The organism is uncultured Fibrobacter sp., assembly GCF_947166265.1.
Taxonomy (GTDB): Bacteria; Fibrobacterota; Fibrobacteria; order Fibrobacterales; family Fibrobacteraceae; genus Fibrobacter.
The window spans coordinates 57996-74348 of sequence record NZ_CAMVDO010000001.1; the positions used below are offsets into that span (position 1 = coordinate 57996).

General features: G+C 52.6%; 15 protein-coding genes and 1 pseudogene. All 16 read left to right on the plus strand.

Annotation, left to right across the window (positions count from 1 at the left end; translation table 11 throughout):
• The first annotated feature begins 395 nt into the window (after window positions 1-395).
• Window positions 396-1145, plus strand: coding sequence for a hypothetical protein (locus Q0W37_RS00235; RefSeq protein WP_297697636.1), 750 nt, complete (start codon window positions 396-398; stop codon window positions 1143-1145).
• An 18-nt stretch (window positions 1146-1163) separates the two neighbouring features.
• The gene (locus tag Q0W37_RS00240) at window positions 1164-1982 is read left to right on the plus strand and encodes a hypothetical protein (RefSeq protein WP_297697638.1); all 819 of its coding nucleotides are present in this window, start codon (window positions 1164-1166) and stop codon (window positions 1980-1982) included.
• A 48-nt stretch (window positions 1983-2030) separates the two neighbouring features.
• A complete protein-coding gene (locus Q0W37_RS00245; RefSeq protein ID WP_297697640.1) occupies window positions 2031-3107 on the plus strand; it encodes a TIGR04133 family radical SAM/SPASM protein in 1077 nt (358 codons plus the stop codon).
• 170 nt (window positions 3108-3277) lie between these two features.
• Window positions 3278-4669, plus strand: coding sequence for a hypothetical protein (locus Q0W37_RS00250; RefSeq protein ID WP_297697642.1), 1392 nt, complete (start codon window positions 3278-3280; stop codon window positions 4667-4669).
• Between the two features lie 51 nt (window positions 4670-4720).
• On the plus strand, window positions 4721-5881 hold the full coding sequence (locus Q0W37_RS00255; RefSeq protein WP_297697644.1) for an FISUMP domain-containing protein: 1161 nt from the start codon (window positions 4721-4723) through the stop codon (window positions 5879-5881).
• A gap of 451 nt (window positions 5882-6332) precedes the next feature.
• A complete protein-coding gene (locus Q0W37_RS00260) occupies window positions 6333-8483 on the plus strand; it encodes a bifunctional (p)ppGpp synthetase/guanosine-3',5'-bis(diphosphate) 3'-pyrophosphohydrolase (RefSeq protein WP_297697646.1) in 2151 nt (716 codons plus the stop codon).
• Window positions 8480-9073: a hypothetical protein gene (locus Q0W37_RS00265; protein ID WP_297697647.1), complete on the plus strand. Its 594-nt coding sequence runs from the start codon at window positions 8480-8482 to the stop codon at window positions 9071-9073. The genes Q0W37_RS00260 and Q0W37_RS00265 overlap by 4 nt, the downstream gene beginning before the upstream one ends.
• 30 nt (window positions 9074-9103) lie before the next feature.
• Window positions 9104-9484 carry an NADH-quinone oxidoreductase subunit A gene (locus Q0W37_RS00270; protein WP_297697649.1) on the plus strand — a complete coding sequence of 127 codons (381 nt, stop codon included), beginning with the start codon at window positions 9104-9106 and terminating at the stop codon, window positions 9482-9484.
• Between the two features lie 4 nt (window positions 9485-9488).
• Window positions 9489-9971: pseudogene (locus Q0W37_RS15365) on the plus strand (NADH-quinone oxidoreductase subunit B); the annotation flags it as partial.
• Window positions 9972-10337: 366 nt separating this feature from the next.
• Window positions 10338-10748, plus strand: coding sequence for an NADH-quinone oxidoreductase subunit C (locus tag Q0W37_RS15370; protein ID WP_367186217.1), 411 nt, complete (start codon window positions 10338-10340; stop codon window positions 10746-10748).
• Complete coding sequence (locus Q0W37_RS00280; protein ID WP_297697653.1) at window positions 10745-11887, plus strand: NADH-quinone oxidoreductase subunit D; 1143 nt, start codon at window positions 10745-10747, stop codon at window positions 11885-11887. The genes Q0W37_RS15370 and Q0W37_RS00280 overlap by 4 nt, the downstream gene beginning before the upstream one ends.
• Window positions 11888-11890: 3 nt before the next feature.
• A complete protein-coding gene (locus tag Q0W37_RS00285; RefSeq protein WP_297697656.1) occupies window positions 11891-13009 on the plus strand; it encodes a complex I subunit 1 family protein in 1119 nt (372 codons plus the stop codon).
• 34 nt (window positions 13010-13043) lie between these two features.
• A complete protein-coding gene (locus Q0W37_RS00290) occupies window positions 13044-13517 on the plus strand; it encodes a 4Fe-4S binding protein (protein ID WP_297697658.1) in 474 nt (157 codons plus the stop codon).
• On the plus strand, window positions 13517-14098 hold the full coding sequence (locus tag Q0W37_RS00295) for an NADH-quinone oxidoreductase subunit J (RefSeq protein ID WP_297697660.1): 582 nt from the start codon (window positions 13517-13519) through the stop codon (window positions 14096-14098). The genes Q0W37_RS00290 and Q0W37_RS00295 overlap by 1 nt, the downstream gene beginning before the upstream one ends.
• Window positions 14095-14400, plus strand: a complete 306-nt coding sequence (gene nuoK / locus Q0W37_RS00300) for an NADH-quinone oxidoreductase subunit NuoK (RefSeq protein ID WP_072798596.1) — start codon at window positions 14095-14097, stop codon at window positions 14398-14400. Before Q0W37_RS00295 ends, nuoK begins: the two co-directional genes overlap by 4 nt.
• The gene (gene nuoL, locus Q0W37_RS00305; RefSeq protein WP_297697663.1) at window positions 14393-16348 is read left to right on the plus strand and encodes an NADH-quinone oxidoreductase subunit L; all 1956 of its coding nucleotides are present in this window, start codon (window positions 14393-14395) and stop codon (window positions 16346-16348) included. Before nuoK ends, nuoL begins: the two co-directional genes overlap by 8 nt.
• Window positions 16349-16353: the final 5 nt, after the last annotated feature.

Below are 16353 nucleotides of genomic sequence, written 5' to 3' on the forward strand. Positions count from 1 at the left end.
ATCCATTCTGTTTAAACTTTTGCGTTCCTTGGTTTAGGGTTCCGCAAAGGCTTAGGTCCCGGAGGATTTCGATATTAAAAAAGGAAGGCCTCCGTGAGTCCGGAAGCCTTTGCTTTAAAATCTTGGGTGATTTGCGACAAATACCGGGCTCTATGTTAGAGTCCGCGCCACCAACGACGATTAAGGGTTGCTGTTGTCACAAAGTTCATCATACCATAAAAATACCAATCAAAAAAGCAGATGGCAAGGGGTTCTCCATAAATTTTCGTAAAAAAACAAATTATTTTTCAAATTCGGCAAAAAAGTACACCCTCCTATCACACATTTTTGCCCCTTAGTTGCAAGGTTTGCGTCATTTATATATATTCTTATAGATACAAGGAAGGAATAGAGGTATGTTCTATAAGCATTGGAAAAAGATCGCTCTTGCACTAACTGGGTACTTTTGGGCAGGTTGTGAAAACGACACCACCTCTGCTAACGAAGCCGAAGATCCTAGTTCCAGTAGCATTGTAACCCCCAAGTCCAGTTCTAGCGTAAAACGGACCCCGGCATCCAGTTCCAGCGAAGCTTCCAGCAAGAAAAAGAATTCTAGCTCTAGCACAGCCACCGATAAAAAAGGGAAATCCAGTTCTAGCGCAGCTACCGACAAAAAACAAGGTTCCAGCTCCTCTGAAGCGACCAACCCCGAAAGCTCCAGCAACGAATTCGAAATGATTATGCCGTTGTACGGCATCGAAATGAGCAAAACCATTTGCACCCAGGTAAAAGGTGATTCTACCATAAACTGCGGCGACGGCGTGACCTGTACAGAAAAAATCGCCACGCAAATGATGGCGCCCCCCTGCAGTGTTGAAAAAAATGAAAAAGGCGAATTCACCACAATCTGTCCCGATTATGGAATTGTGCGAATTTCCGATAGCACCTACGAATGCGACGGAAAGGTTTATAGCGAAGCCGAATTCAAAGCCCGTTATATGACAACGATTATCGAAGGCAATCCCCAAGACCCGCCAAAGGAAGACACTATCAAAGTAGAGCCCATTACCGACACCCTCTTCTTTAAGGATTCCTCCTTTATGCAGCCCGCCCTTTACGGCCCTCCCTGCGTTTTCAACGGCACCTGTGGCGACAAGGAAGAATAATCGTTACCTGGAGGAGACATGTTCTACAAACACTGGAAAAAAATAGCACTCACGTTGACCGCCTTCTTCTGGGCAAGTTGCGATGATTCCTCCTCCGCCGAGGCGGAATGCCTGTACGGGCCACCTCCGGAATACCAAAGTAGCGATTCGAACGACGCTTCATCTAGCGCAACCAGGGTGAAGAACCAGTCGAGTTCCAGCAAGACAAAAGAAACGTCAAGCGCTAGCAACAAAAGCGTTTCTTCTAGCTCCAAGGAGCAAAAAAACAAGGACTCCAGTTCCTCCGAAGCGACCGAGCCCAAAAGTTCAAGCAGCAAAACAAGCAAGGTCAAGTCGAGCTCCAGCGAGGAATTTTTCAATCCGCCAGTTTACGGAGATGAACCCGTATTCGGAGAATCCAGTTCCAGCGAGGTAACGTGCGTCCCCGTGGATTCTTCCGTCGCATACTTCCAATTGGATTACTCCGCAGAGCACTACAAGCGTAACGCCCAAGAAAACGCAAAACACGCGAGCGTTGCCAAAATCGACAGCATCATGCAGACTTTACAGGAAGTCCCGACTTGCCTACAAAATCTGCGTATGCAGCTGGATATGTTTGTAGCACTTTATGGCGCCCCGACCATCATCACGAACGCGGTAGAATCTTGCAGCGATGGCACCACCAGGCCCAGCGAAGAATACGCCAAGTTCCTTAAGATGAAAGAAGAATGGGAAAAGAACAAGCCCGCCCTGGATGAAGAGCTCAAGCAAATTTACGACGACAAAATAAAGGACATCGAACAGCAGGTCAACCAGTGCCTCAATAGTTCTGAAACCGAAGAACAGAAGGGAAAATAAAAAATACCTGTCCCCTGACTCCTATCCACAGATACCTGTTCCCATTCTATGCAACTTTCGCTTAAAAAGAAACTCGCCCTCGAAGCTTATCGCCTTTACCGTCACAACGAAATCAAGGCGCACCCGCTCACGTATTTTTTCTGGGAATGTACACTCCGCTGCAACCTGCACTGTCTGCATTGCGGTAGCGACTGCGTCAAGGACGCCATCCCGGACATGCCCCGCGAAGACTTTATGGCCGTGCTGGACAAATTGGCCCCGCACATCGACCCGAAGCACTTTATCGTGGTGATTACCGGCGGCGAGCCCCTGATGCGCCCAGACCTCGAAGAATGCGGGCAAGAAATCAAGAAACGCGGCTACCCCTGGGGCATGGTTTCTAACGCGCTTGCGATGACCCCCGAACGTTACACGCGCCTGCTGAACGCAGGTCTCCGCTCGCTCACCATCAGCCTCGACGGTCTGCAGGAGAGTCACAACCATTTCCGCGGTGACCCGCATAGCTTTGAGCGAGCGCTGCGGGCCATTGACATGGCCGCCCACACCGAAGGTCTGACCTTCGATGTGATGACCTGCGTGAACCGCCAAAACCTGAAGGAGCTCCCGAAGATTCTCGATATGCTCCTGAAAATAGGCGTCAAACGCTGGAGAATCGCGACGGTATTCCCGAAGGGACGCGCCAAAGACAATCCGCTGTTCCAGCTCACGAACCAGGAATTCCGCCAGGTATTCGACTTTATCCGCGAAGTGAAAAAGCTGAACGTGATCAACGTGAACTACGGCTGCGAAGGTTTCCTCGGGAGCTACGAGAAAGACGCCCGCAATTACCCGTTCTTCTGCCGTGCCGGCGTGAACGTATCCTCTGTGCTTTGCGATGGAAGCATCTCGGCCTGTCCAAGCCTCCGCGGCGACTACATTCAAGGAAACATCTACAAGGACGACATCTGGGACGTGTGGCAGAACCGCTACCAGGTGATGCGCGACCACAGCTGGGCAAAAATCGGCGACTGCAAGACCTGCAAGTACTGGCGCTACTGCGAAGGCTCCAGCCTGCATTTACGTGATGAAAAAACGAAGGAACTCGCCTACTGCCACGTCAAACGCCTTGAGGACGCCGGGGCATAGCCCAATTCACCAGTTTTTAACTCGGAATATTCCAACTTGGAATAAAAAAAGGCTCCATTTTTCAAATGGGGTCTTGCTTTTAACAAAATAAAATATACATATAGCAACATAGCACCCTTTTTGCCGACGGCAAAAGGATTTTACAAGTTTTTTATAAGAAGGAGTTCGATATGCTGAACAAAAAGATTCCCTTCGCCCTGTTTGGCGCACTCGCTGTATCCGCAGCATTTGCGCAAGCACCGGAACAATCCCCCGCTCCTATTCAAAGGGCAATTGTTTCGCAATCGGCAGCGACAACACCCGCTCCGCAAGAAGCTCCTGCAGCACCCGCTCCAGAAGCGGCGCCAACACCCGCTCCACAGGCTGAACCCGCCCCTGTCCAAGAGGCCCCGGCTCCACAGGCTGAGCCCACTCCTGTTCAAGCGGCCCCTGCTCCGCAAGCAGAACCTGCACCCGTGCAGGCATCCCCCGCACAACCTCAAGCCGTAGCGGCCCCTCAACCCGCTCCGCAACAGTACAATCAGATTCCTCCACAACAGGGAGCTCCGCAACAATATAACCAGGGCTATTACAATCAACAACCCCAAGGATACCCACCGCAGCAGTACAACCAAGGCTACTACGACCAACAGCCTCAAGGGTATCCGCAGCAGCAATACAATCAGGGCTACTACGGACAGCCGCCCCAAGGGTATCCGCAGCAACAGTACAACCAGGGCTACAATGAACAGCAACCTCAAGGATATCCGCAACAGTACAATCAGGGTTATTACGGACAGTCTCCCCAAGGGTACCCGCAACAATACAACCAGCAGGCCTACCCCCCTCCCCAGGAGCAGCCCAAGGCCCACGATGACACCAGGTCACTTCATAGCCTGAACGTTTCCATCCCTATCGAAAAAGAGACCTACAACGTCAAAAAGCCTGATTACGATATGGATGCAGACATCTTTGGCGTTTACGGCAACTGGAACCGCATCAAGGTCGAAAATTCTGGATATTCCTCCATTTTCGGTCTCGGTGGCGGCTACGCCAAGAGCGAACTGGACGCAGGCGGCAGCTCAACTTTGGATTTGAGCGGTTTCGACGTGAACCTTAAATTCGGTATCGGTTTTGCTCCCCTTACAAGCGACTTCATTCTTGCAATTCATGCCATTATGGGATTTGATTTCAAGATGCTATCGGCGACCATCAAGGACGACCCCAAAGACAGCGATAAAGGCAGCTTTGAGTACGACGGCTATACCATAGACATCGAAGAGTTGGAAGAATACGGGGTAGACTACGAACATAAAGCGGAACTTTCGCTCCTCGCTTTCGACGTGGTTCTGGGTGGCGACCTCGTCCTTGCCTACCAGGTGTTCGAGCACTTTGGCGTCATGGCCGGTGTTGACGTCACCTGCAACATGATCGGTGTCGGCTATTTCGGTTACGAAGAATCGGCGACGGTGAGTTACCAAGGGCGATCGGAATCGGATTCCCAAAGCGATAAAAAATTCCTGATGTATAACCTGACCGGGCCTAACATCATCCCGCGCGCAGGTATATTCTTTGTGTTCTAAACAGTCCCAAGCTAAAGACAATCTCACCCGTTTTTAGAAAGCGAGGTCACCATGACTCATTTTAAACTATCCTCTGGAGCAGCCCTCCTTGTGGCCGCCTCCTTTAGTGTGGGACTTTTCGGTTGCTCAACAGAAAATAGCGTCGATTCGCTCCGCTGCTTTACCGTCAAATGCACCGACAACGACTACGATGACGAAGATGAAAGAGAAGACGATGATGATTACGACAAGGGAAAATCATCGTCGAGCACCACCAAGTTGCCTCGGGGCTGCGACAATTACGTAAGCAGTCTTTCAATTGCTCCACACTGCTATCTCGAAGATTTTGGCACCACGCTCTACGACGAAGACACCAAGACTATTTATTCGTGCGAAGAGAATGGCTATACAATCGAGGGATATTGGCAAGAGCATAATTCGTTCAAGAACTGCGACGAATATGTATCGCCTTATTCAAACTATAAGGACTGGTTCAGTAGCAGCTCGGACGAGGATTTCGACGACTGGAGTTCCAGCAGTTCTAAAGAAATCCTTCCAATTATCGAAGGCGAATTGTTCGATGATCGAGATGGCAACATCTATAAGACCGTTACCATAGGAACACAAACCTGGATGGCCGAAAACCTCAGATACCGTTACCTGCAACCGACCGAAGATCTCGATTCCTCCAGTTTCTGCTATAACGAAACGGTTGAGGACTGCGACAAATACGGACGTTATTATTTATGGTCTGCTGCCATGGACAGTGCAGGATATTTCACCAATGACGGCCTCGGTTGCGGAAACGGCGTATACTGCGAGCCAACTTACCCGGTACAGGGACTATGTCCAGACGGATGGCACTTACCTCGCGAAGAGGAAGTAGAAACATTGCTGGAATACACACATTCCAAATCTGATGGCGGACAATCTTTAAAAGCCACAGACGGTTGGGTCATTCCCGGAACAGACGAATACGGCTTCAATGTCCTTGCTAGCGGAATTTGGTACCCAGGCGACAGCATTCACGCGCAAGGAACATACGACGAAGGTTGGTATACGGCATTTTGGATTTCAACCGAATTCAATAACACAAACTCCGAACATTCCGGTGAATTCGCCAGCATATTCCGTGTCAATATAAGCGACGACGTTATCTCCGAAATTTCCAATGATGAAATCGGACATAAATGGCGTGGTTTGCACATCCGCTGCCTAAAGGACTCTGAATAAACAAGGAACATTGTTGAACAAAGCCGGTTCCGGTCGCCCGTGAGCGACAAAGCCCCATGCGTTAAGCTGGGGCGGTCGCGAGAGCACGAGCCAAGTATAAGAATACACTCATTTGCAGCTCGTGCGGTCGTTATATAAAAAAGCCGTGTCTCGCAAGTCGGACACGGCTTTTCCCGACAGGTAAACCTGTCGGGGCTAGGGTCTTGACCACGGTTTGTTCTCAACCCCCAAACAATCCCGTGAGCCAAGGTATATCCAAACCACTCCCTAGCCTGAGGTGTTTTAGCCTATTTAGCTATCTCTAAGATAGGTTTTTAATCGATAAAAAGGAATACCTCAAGGCAACAAAGTGTTGTTTACCAGAACAACGGTTTATAAATCAAAATTCCCTTATTTTTCGCTTATTTCGCATTTTTCCATACATCAATGCTCCAATTTTTAGATATTATTTATGCTGATGGAGCAAAAGAGCCTAACATCGAACCAAGAGCACATCATAGACGTGCTCATCAAGAAGAATCCCAATCTTGACCGCGGGATTCTTTCGAAGGCTGTAGCCTTTATTGCCGAGGCTCACGAAGGGCAGTACCGCAAAAGCGGAATGCCCTATACTGAACACCCCTACGAAGTCGCCAAGATCCTTGCCGACCTAAAGCAGGACCAGTCCACAGTTCTCGCGGGACTCTTGCACGACGTGGTCGAAGACACCGACCACTCCCTTGAAGAAATTGCTGAAAAATTCGGCGAAGACACCGCCTTCATGGTCGATGCCGTCACCAAAATTACGGCCGCCCAGGAATCTAGCAAGACAGCCCAAAAAGCGGAAACCTACCGCAAGCTGATTGTCGCCATGGCAAAAGACCCTCGGGTCATCATGATCAAGATCGCAGACCGCATCCACAACATGCGCACCATGCGGTACATGAAACCCGAAAAGCGGCAAATTATCGCGCAGGAAACGCTGGACATCTACATTCCGCTCACGCACCGTTTCGGTCTCTACAAGCTGAAAAACGAGCTTGAAGACCTGAGTTTCAAGTACGTGAACCCGGACGAATACCAGAAGCTGGTGGACTTGCTCATCGAGAACAAGGAATCCCGCGAAAAGTATATCCAGTCGGTCATCGGCCCGCTCCAAATCAAGATGGCTCTCGAAGACTTCGACTGCACCATCCAGGGCCGCACCAAGAACATTTACAGCATCTACAACAAGATGCTTAGCCGCGGCTGCCAGTTCGAAGACATCTTCGACATTTTCGCCATTCGCATCATTGTCGAAACCATTCCCGAATGCTACCTGGCCCTGGGCTACGTCCACAACCTGTGGACCCCGCTGCAGAGTCGCTTCAAGGACTATATCGCGACCCCGAAGCCGAACCTTTACCAGAGCATTCACACCACCGTGATCGGTCCCGAAAACAAGATGGTCGAAGTCCAGATCCGCACCAAGGACATGGACCTCACCGCCGAAAAGGGATTCGCCGCCCACTGGGCCTACAAGATGGAAACCCAGCACGAGGGCGAGGAACTGGAATGGCTGAACCACATGGTAAAGCTCCAGTCCGAAATTTCGGACTCCAAGGAATACCTCGACTTCTTGAAGGTGGACCTGAAGCCCACCGGAATGACGGTATTTACGCCCAAGGGAACCTCGATTGAACTCCCGCAGGGCTCTATCGTTTTGGATTTTGCCTTTGCGGTTCATACCGAACTTGGCCTGCACTGCATTGGCGCAAAGATCAACGACGAGGTGGTAAACCTCGATACGGTCGTCGAACACGGCGCCACTATCCAGGTACTCAAGAGCCCGAACCAGGAACCGAGTCCCGAATGGCTCGACATGGTAAAAACCGTGAAAGCCAAACAGGAACTGCGCCGCTGGATGAAAAGCAGCATCATGAAACAGGCGCTCGACCTCGGCAAGGAAATCTGGGACCGCGAACTTCGCCTGCAGAAAATCGAAAAAGCGAAGCGCCCCGCCGAAGAGTCCATCTGCAAATATTTCGGAACGCCCACTATCGACGACTTCTACGAAAGACTCGGCCAAGGCGAACTTCCGCTGGCGGACATCCAACGTTTCTTGAACGGCGGCGAAACTACGACCAAGGAGTCGAACTCGCTCCGATTCTTCCCCATGTTCAACAAGGATGCAAAGGTCGAACGCCGCGACGAGATGCCCCTGCAGATTGGCCAGGAAACCAGTTTGGTGGTGCATTTCGCCAAGTGCTGCAGCCCCGTGCCCGGCGACCCGATTGTAGGCGTTTTGCGTCCGAAAATCGGTATCGAAGTTCACAATACGGACTGTCCGCAACTCAAGAACCTGCCCATGGAGCAGCGCATCGCCGTCGAATGGAGCGAAGACATCAAGCATTCGTTCGAGGCGCACCTCACTATCGAGACCGAGAACCGCAAGAACATCACCTTCGACGTGCTGCAGGAACTCAAGCGCGCAAACGTATTCCTCGAAAGGGTCACCTCGGCAAGCAAGCATTACTCGGGCCGCATCAGACTCGTATTCAAGGCATTCCGCAAGGAACAGGTCGATTCCATTATCAACGCCATAAAGAATATTAACGGCGTAAAGCAGGTGGTCAAATCATGATTTCAAAGCTCCACCACAGCGACTACACTTTAAAGAACCGCGCCTTCAACTGCCGTATGCGCAACCGTTACTACGAGGAAGTGTACTACGCCTTCAGGGCGATTTTCCCGAACGAAATCGCAGAGCGCAAAGAAGCGAATCCGGTGGCAGACACCATCTGGTTCCAGAGCCTGAGCAAGGAAATCAAGCGCTACGAAAGGCTGATCATGACCTGCCTCGAATACGCACAGGCGGCCATCTTTTACGGCAAGGCCGAAAACAAGGCGATGTATTCCAAGGACAAGCGCTGGGGTATTTTGCAAGAAGAAATCTTTTTAGTCCACTTTTTGCAAGAGCTACTTTCAACCACGCGCTACGTGATTGCACGAATCGACACCGACCAGATGGTTCAGCATTGGGCTGGAGAAATGCAAGATTTAAAGACTAGGCCCGTTGCCTCTGGCTACGTGAACAACATTCAAGAAAAACTGAACGAAATGAACGCGGCAACCAAGGACGAATTCAAGGACCTGCTACGACACGTACAAGACAGATTCCAAATCGGAAACACGCTGTTTGGAACGGTTCAAGAGCTACAGAACTTTTACTAAACGAGAGACGAAAGACAAGAGACACAAGAAATGTCAGAGTACATCATCCTTTCCATTTTCCTTTTCTTGGGCGCGTTTATCGCGGCGGCGGCCACCGTTACTGGACTTCTGCTCGGCTACCGCACCAAGAATTCAAAGAACAAGATGGCGCCGTACGAATGCGGCATGGAAACCATCGGCAACGCGCGAATCCAGTTCAAGGTGGGCTACTACCTGTTCGCGCTTTTATTTTTGGTGTTTGACATCGAAGCGCTTTTCCTGTTCCCCGTAATGGCGAACTTCAAGGAAATCATGGCCGGGGGCACAATACTCAACCCCTCGATCGTCATTATCGACCTAGTCATTTTCATGGCAATTCTCGTTTCGGGACTTGCCTACGCCTGGAAGAAAGGAATCCTTAAGTGGGAATAACCCTATGGGAATTATAAACCTAGCTCCTAAGATTTTAGACCCGATCCCCGGTGGAAAGTACGTCGTCAATGCAGTTGACTACGTTGTCAACTGGGCCCGTGCAAATTCCATTTGGCCGCTTACCTACGGTACAAGCTGCTGCGCCATCGAAATGATGAGTAGCTCCATGGCCCGCTACGATATCGCCCGCTTTGGCTCCGAAGTGTTCCGCGCTTCGCCCCGCCAGGCGGACCTTTTTATTATCGCCGGAACCATTACCCGCCGTATGGCGCCCGCACTGCAGATGCTGTGGGAACAGATGCCCGGCCCCAAGTACGTGCTCGCCATGGGCGCCTGCACCATCAGCGGCGGCCCCTTCATTTACGACAACTACGCCGTGGTGCGCGGGGCACAGAACCTGATTCCGGTGGACGTTTTCGTTCCCGGTTGCCCGCCTCGCCCCGAAGCGCTGTTCCACGGACTCTTGACGCTCCGCGAAAAGATTCTCAAGGAAACCTGCCGCGACCCCTGGCACGAAGGCGAACCGAAGGACGTTTCGACCATGGACCGCTACCGCGAAGCCGCAAAGACCTGGGCAGCCCTTGAACGCATCAAGGACGAAGAAATGGCCGAAGCCCGCGCAAAGTTCAAGGAAGAAAATCCCGACTACAAGAGCAGCTTCAAGCCCGTGCGCGTGAAAAAGGAAGACTTCCCCGAAGTGCCACGCGTTGCCTGCAAGCGTTTCGGCTTAAGCCAACTTGACATTTACAAGAAGCTCAAGGCGAAGTTCCCGGACATCACCGTGCATACGCACAGCGAAGACCCGATTGAAGACGTGGTCGCCGCCATGCCCGCCGACCGTCCGCTCGAAGTGATGATCAGCGTAGAAGACTACCTCGCCGCCGTGGAATACGTCAAAAACGATCCCGAATTCAAGATGAATTACCTGATCGACGTTACGGCAATCGACTACGACGACCACTTCGACATGGTAACGCAGCTCCGCAGTATCGAGCTTGGCCACAAGGTGTTCTTCTGCGTGCAAATCAAGAAGAACTTCGACATTCCCGAAGAAGAACGCCCCACGTCACTCCTCGGAACGGTTCCGACCATCAGCCACCTCTACCCGGGCGCCGAAGTCAAGGAACGCGAAGTCTACGACATGTTCGGCATCAACTTTGAAGGTCACCCCGACCTGCGCCGCATCTTCCTGGACAAGGACTTTGTAGGTTACCCCTTGCGCAAGGACTTCACCCACCCGCAAATGATCAAGAGGCCCGTATGAGTATGACAAGACTCCCGCCGGGATTCAAGATTACCCGCGACACCAATACCGAAGAATTTTTCATCAACATGGGTCCGCAGCACCCGAGTACCCACGGTGCACTCCGCCTCGCGCTGCGTATGGACGGCGAAACGATCGTTGAAGTCGTACCGCACTTCGGCTACATCCACCGCGGCATGGAAAAGCAGGCGGAATCGATGAGCTACCTGCAGTACATCGCGATGTCTGACCGCCAGGACTACCTGACGGCCATCCAGAACAACCTGGGGGTCGTGATTGCACTTGAAAAAGGCATGAACATCGGCGTCCCCGAAAAGGGCGAATACATCCGCGTGATGCTTTCGGAGCTGGGCAGAATTGCAAGCCACCTGGTGTTCTTCGGCTGCTTCGGCGGCGACTTGGGCGGACAGACCTGCTTGCTGTTCGGCTTCAAGGAACGTGAAATGATCCATGACATCTTAGAAGAAGTCACCGGGTCGCGCCTCACCACCAACTTCTTTAGACCGGGTGGCAGCCGCTTCGACGTTCCCGAAAACTTTATCGACCGCGTGAAGGCATTCCTCAAGCACCTCGAAGGTGCGATGAAGGACTACGAAAGGTTCCTTTCCAAGAACATCATCGTGCTCGAACGTAGCAAGGGAATCGGCATCCTTTCCGCCGAAGACGCCATCGCTTACGGATGCTCCGGCCCGGTACTCCGCGCAAGCGGCGTCGACTTCGATGTGCGCAAGGCAAACCCCTACAGCATCTATGACCAGCTGCAGTTCGATGTGCCCGTGACCTACACCGGCGACTGCTACGACCGTTACACGGTGCGTATCGCCGAAATCCACGAGTCCATGCGTATTCTATACCAGTGCATTGAGAAGTTCCCGAAAGAAGGCCCGTGGCGCGCCAAGGAAAAGCCGGTACGTCTTCCGGTCGGCCGCTACTACAGCGAAATCGAAACCGCGAAGGGTCTGTACGCCACATACGTGGTGGCCGCGACAACCGGCGAAAAGCCTTACCGTATTCACACGCGGGGCCCAAGTTTCCCGCACATTGCCGCCCTCAACAAGATGGCGCAGGGCCACAAGATTTCGGACCTTGTGACGATCATGGCAACGCTTGACCCGGTGATTCCCGAAATTGACAGGTAATATATGTTTGTACCTTCTATTACACATCCTGTAGGCGACTTTATTCGCGATTGGGTTCCGAAGCTTTCGGCATACTTGCCTGAACAGCTGCAGTCCCAGACGCTCGACAGCATCGCCGCCTTCTTGATTAACGCACTTATCTGCATCGTAGCGGTCTGCGCCGTGAACATCGGTTCAGCCCCGATCCTCATCTACATGGAACGCAAGGTGTGCGCCCACGTACAATGCCGCTTGGGCCCCATGCGCCTCGGTTGGCACGGTACGCTTCAGACCATCGCCGACGTGATCAAGATGCTCTTCAAGGAAGTCTATTCCCCGAGCGGCGCCGACAAGCTGATGTTCTACGTGGCACCGCTGATTGTGCTGATTGCCCCGTTCATTATCGCAGCCCTGATTCCGTTCGACCACAACCTGATTGTCGCCGACATCGACATGGGCATCCCGATGATTATCGCAGTGAACGGTTTCGGTGTGCTGGGCATTTTGCTCGGCGGCTGGAGCAGTAACAACAAGTATTCCTTGCTCGGTGCTCTCCGTAGCGGCGCCCAGATGATCAGCTACGAAATCTCTTTCGCGATGATTCTCCTGTTCGTCGTGATGATTTCGGGTTCTACGAGCCTGATGGATATCGCGCAGGCCCAGGACGGTACGGTTCTTGACTGGTTTATCTTCAAGATTCCGGTGCTCGGCTTTATCGCGTTCATTCTCTTCTTTATTTCGAGTACCGCCGAAATGAACCGCGCCCCCTTCGACATCGCCGAAGCGGAACAGGAACTGACCGGTGGCTACCACACGGAATACAACGGCACTCCGTTTGCCATGTTCTACCTAGCTGAATACATCGCCTTGGTGACGAACTCGGCACTTGCCGCCACCTGTTTCCTGGGTGGATTCCATGCGCCCTGTATCGGCGTTGCCGCTATCGACACCTACCTGCAGATGGTGCCCGGAGTCGTGTGGCTCTTCGCGAAGATTTACTTTATGATTTGGTGCTACATGATGGTGCGCTGGACCTTTGTGCGCCCGCGTGTGGACCAGCTCATGGACTTTGAATGGAAATTCCTTTTGCCGGTGAACCTGGTGCTCCTCGCCGCCGGCGCCGTTTATATGATTCTTGTCTGACACCTGATCCCTGGTACCTGATACCTTTTATAATATGCAAGAAAGAATTTCAACACGCCGATACATCAAGCGTTACCTGAAACGCTGCATTACGGGCCCATGGAGCCTGATTTGCGGTTTGTCTGTTTCGCTCAAGTATTTCTTTGACCCCAGACGCATCGTGACCGAGCAGTATCCTGAAAATAGGAAGACACTCAAGATGCACGAACGCTACCGCGGTCGCCTCGAAATGATCGAGGACGCCGACGGAAACAACCACTGCACCGCTTGCGGCATGTGCGAACGCGCTTGCCCGAACGCCTCGATCAACGTGCTTTCGACCAAGAACATCGCGGGCAAAAAGGTACTCGGCCGCTATGTTTACCACTTCGCGAGCTGCACCCAGTGCGGGCTCTGCGTCGAAGCCTGTCCGTTTGGCGCTATACGCATGAGCCAGGCATTCGAAGTCGCCACGACCGACCCGAATACGCTCGAAATGATTCTTAATAAAAAGGAGGGCCAAGGCTAATGATCCAGAATCTGTTGGCTGGGCTTATCCCACAGAATGTCGCCTTCCCCATGGGCGGAATGGATTTGGCATTCTACCTGGTAGCCTTTATTATCCTTGTCACCGCAGTCTGCACGGTTGCCGTCAAGAATATCTTGCAGAGCGCCGTTTTCCTGATTTTCAGCTTTGTCGCCACCGCCATTCTCTACCTGCTCCTGCATGCGGAATTTACCGCGCTTGCACAGGTGATGGTCTACGTGGGCGGCGTCGTGATTTTCGTGGTGTTCACCATCCTCTTGACGAGCCGCCTCGGCGAAGACGCCTTCGCGGTGAAGATTCCGAGAGTATTCGCCGCGTTTGCGCTCTCGATTATCTTCGTGCTGGTGATGGTCAAGTGCCTGTTGCCGATTGAAGGTCTGTCGAGCGGAACGGCCCTCGCCCCCGAAGGTTACGCATCGCTCAAGGCGTTCGCCCTTAGATTGCTTGGCTACGGCGAAGACGGATTCGTGATTCCGTTCGAAGTCGTGAGTATCCTTCTCCTGATGACGCTCATCTGCGCCATCACCATCGCCCGCAAAGGCAAGGAGGAAGAAGAAAAATGACCCTGATGAATTGCCTTATTCTCGCATTCCTGCTTTTCGGCATTGGCGTGTGGGGCCTGATGCGCCGCCGCCACTTGATCGGCATGCTGATTTCCATCGAGCTCATGCTGAACGCAGCGAATATTAACTTTATTTCATTTGCCTACTTTAGCGCGAAGGACTCCACGGCAGGAGCACTCTTCAGCATCTTCGTGATTGCGGTGACCGCCTGCGAAATGGCTATCGCCCTTGCGATTATCGTGTCGATGTACCGCCGCTACAAGAGCCTGGACGTAGAACAGTTGAGGGACCTCCATGATTAACGACGTTTCCATCAGCTATTTAATCTTCTTGATGCCGCTTATCGTATTCGCGGTGAACGGCCTTTTCCTCGGTCGTAAATCCGACAAGGCGGCCGCAGCGTTTGCCGTCGTCGGAAACGGCATCGCCATGGTTTCCGCGCTGATTGTCGCGGTTCACTATTTCAGCTCCACCTTCGCCCCGCAGAAGGCAGTCCTGTTCGATTTCCCGTTCCTGAATTTTGCGGAAAATTTCGCCGCAAAAATCGGACTCTTGATCGACCCGCTTTCGGTGATGATGCTCGTGGTCGTCACGGTGATTTCTTTCCTCGTGAACATCTACAGCATCGGCTACATGAAGGGCGACCGCAGTGCCGGCCGATTCTTCTCGATTCTTTCGCTGTTCAGTTTCAGTATGCTCGGCCTCGTTGCCGCCACCAACCTTTTCCAGATGTTCATCTTCTGGGAACTCGTGGGTGTTTCCAGCTACCTGCTCATCGGCTTCTGGTACCATAAGCCGTCTGCAGTGAGCGCTTCGAAGCAGGCATTTATCCTTACGCGCTTTGCCGACAGTTTCTTCCTGCTCGGCATCGTCATCGTGAGCTACGTGGTGCAGAGTTTCGACTTCTTTGCGCTGAACGGACTTTCGCTTGCCGCCTTCAAAAAGGAAACGATTGACCTCGGCCTGATGGTCGTCTCCAAGGCAGACGCGCTCATTATCGGATCCATCCTGATATTCACCGGTGGCTGGGGCAAGTCCGCCATGTTCCCGATGCATATTTGGCTTCCGAACGCCATGGAAGGTCCGACACCGGTTTCTTCTATCATCCACAGTGCCACCATGGTGGTCGCGGGCGTTTACCTGGTCGCAAGACTCTTCCCGTTCTTCGCCGTGTGCGGAAACTCGCTTACGCTCATTATGTGGGTCGGCGCCTTCACGATGGTCTTTGCCGCCGTTATCGCCTGTACGCAAAAGGATATCAAGCGCATTCTCGCCTACTCGACGCTTTCGCAACTCGGCTACATGATGTTTGCGCTCGGCGCTTGTAAAATCGGCGACGCAGTCATCACCACCGGCTGGACAGCCTCAACCTTCCACATCTTTACGCATGCTTTCTTCAAGTGCGCCTTGTTCCTCATCGCAGGTTCCCTGATTCACCAGGTACATACCAACGACCTGGACGCCATGGGTGGACTCCGCAAGAAGATGCCGCTCACCTACTGGAGCAGCCTCATCTGTGTGCTCGCCATCGCGGGCATTCCGCCGTTCTCTGGATTTTTCTCCAAGGACGAAATTATCCTGGCGGCTTTCCAGGGGCACCATTACGCAGTATTCGGACTTGCAATCCTTACGAGCGGCCTCACCACCTTCTACATGTTCCGTTTGTTCTTCCTCGCCTTCCACGGGGCACCGCGTTCTGAATCGGTGAAGCAAGGACATGTGCACGAAGACTTCTTCATGACGCTCCCGATCGTGATTCTCGCCGTACCGGCCCTGTTGAGCGGTATCCTCGGCAAGGGAATCTTCGAGCACTACTTTGTACCGGGTAGACTCCGCGTGCCGCAGCTGGTGCTGCTCCCCCACGCCGAATGGATCCCGTACGTCGCCGTCGCTGTTGCCGCCGTCGCACTTCTGGTTGCATGGTTCTTCTACGCAAGCCCGAAGGCAAAAGTGGAACGCGCCCTCGACGAATCCAACCGCAGCGCACTCTACAAGGTCGTTTACCACAAGTTCTACTTCGACGAAATGTACTACGCCGTGGTGCGCCAGTTCGTGATTGGCGGCATCGCCCGCGTGGCCCGTTTCATCCAGGACTACATTATCGAAGGAATCCTCGCATTCTGCATCTGGTTCATCCACAAGCTTGGGGACCTTGTGCGTTACGCGCAGGGCGGCAACCTGAGTTTCTACCTGGGCACCCTGATTGTAGGCGTTTTGCTGTGGCGTTTTTTGGGACAACTCCCGCTGTAAGGTAA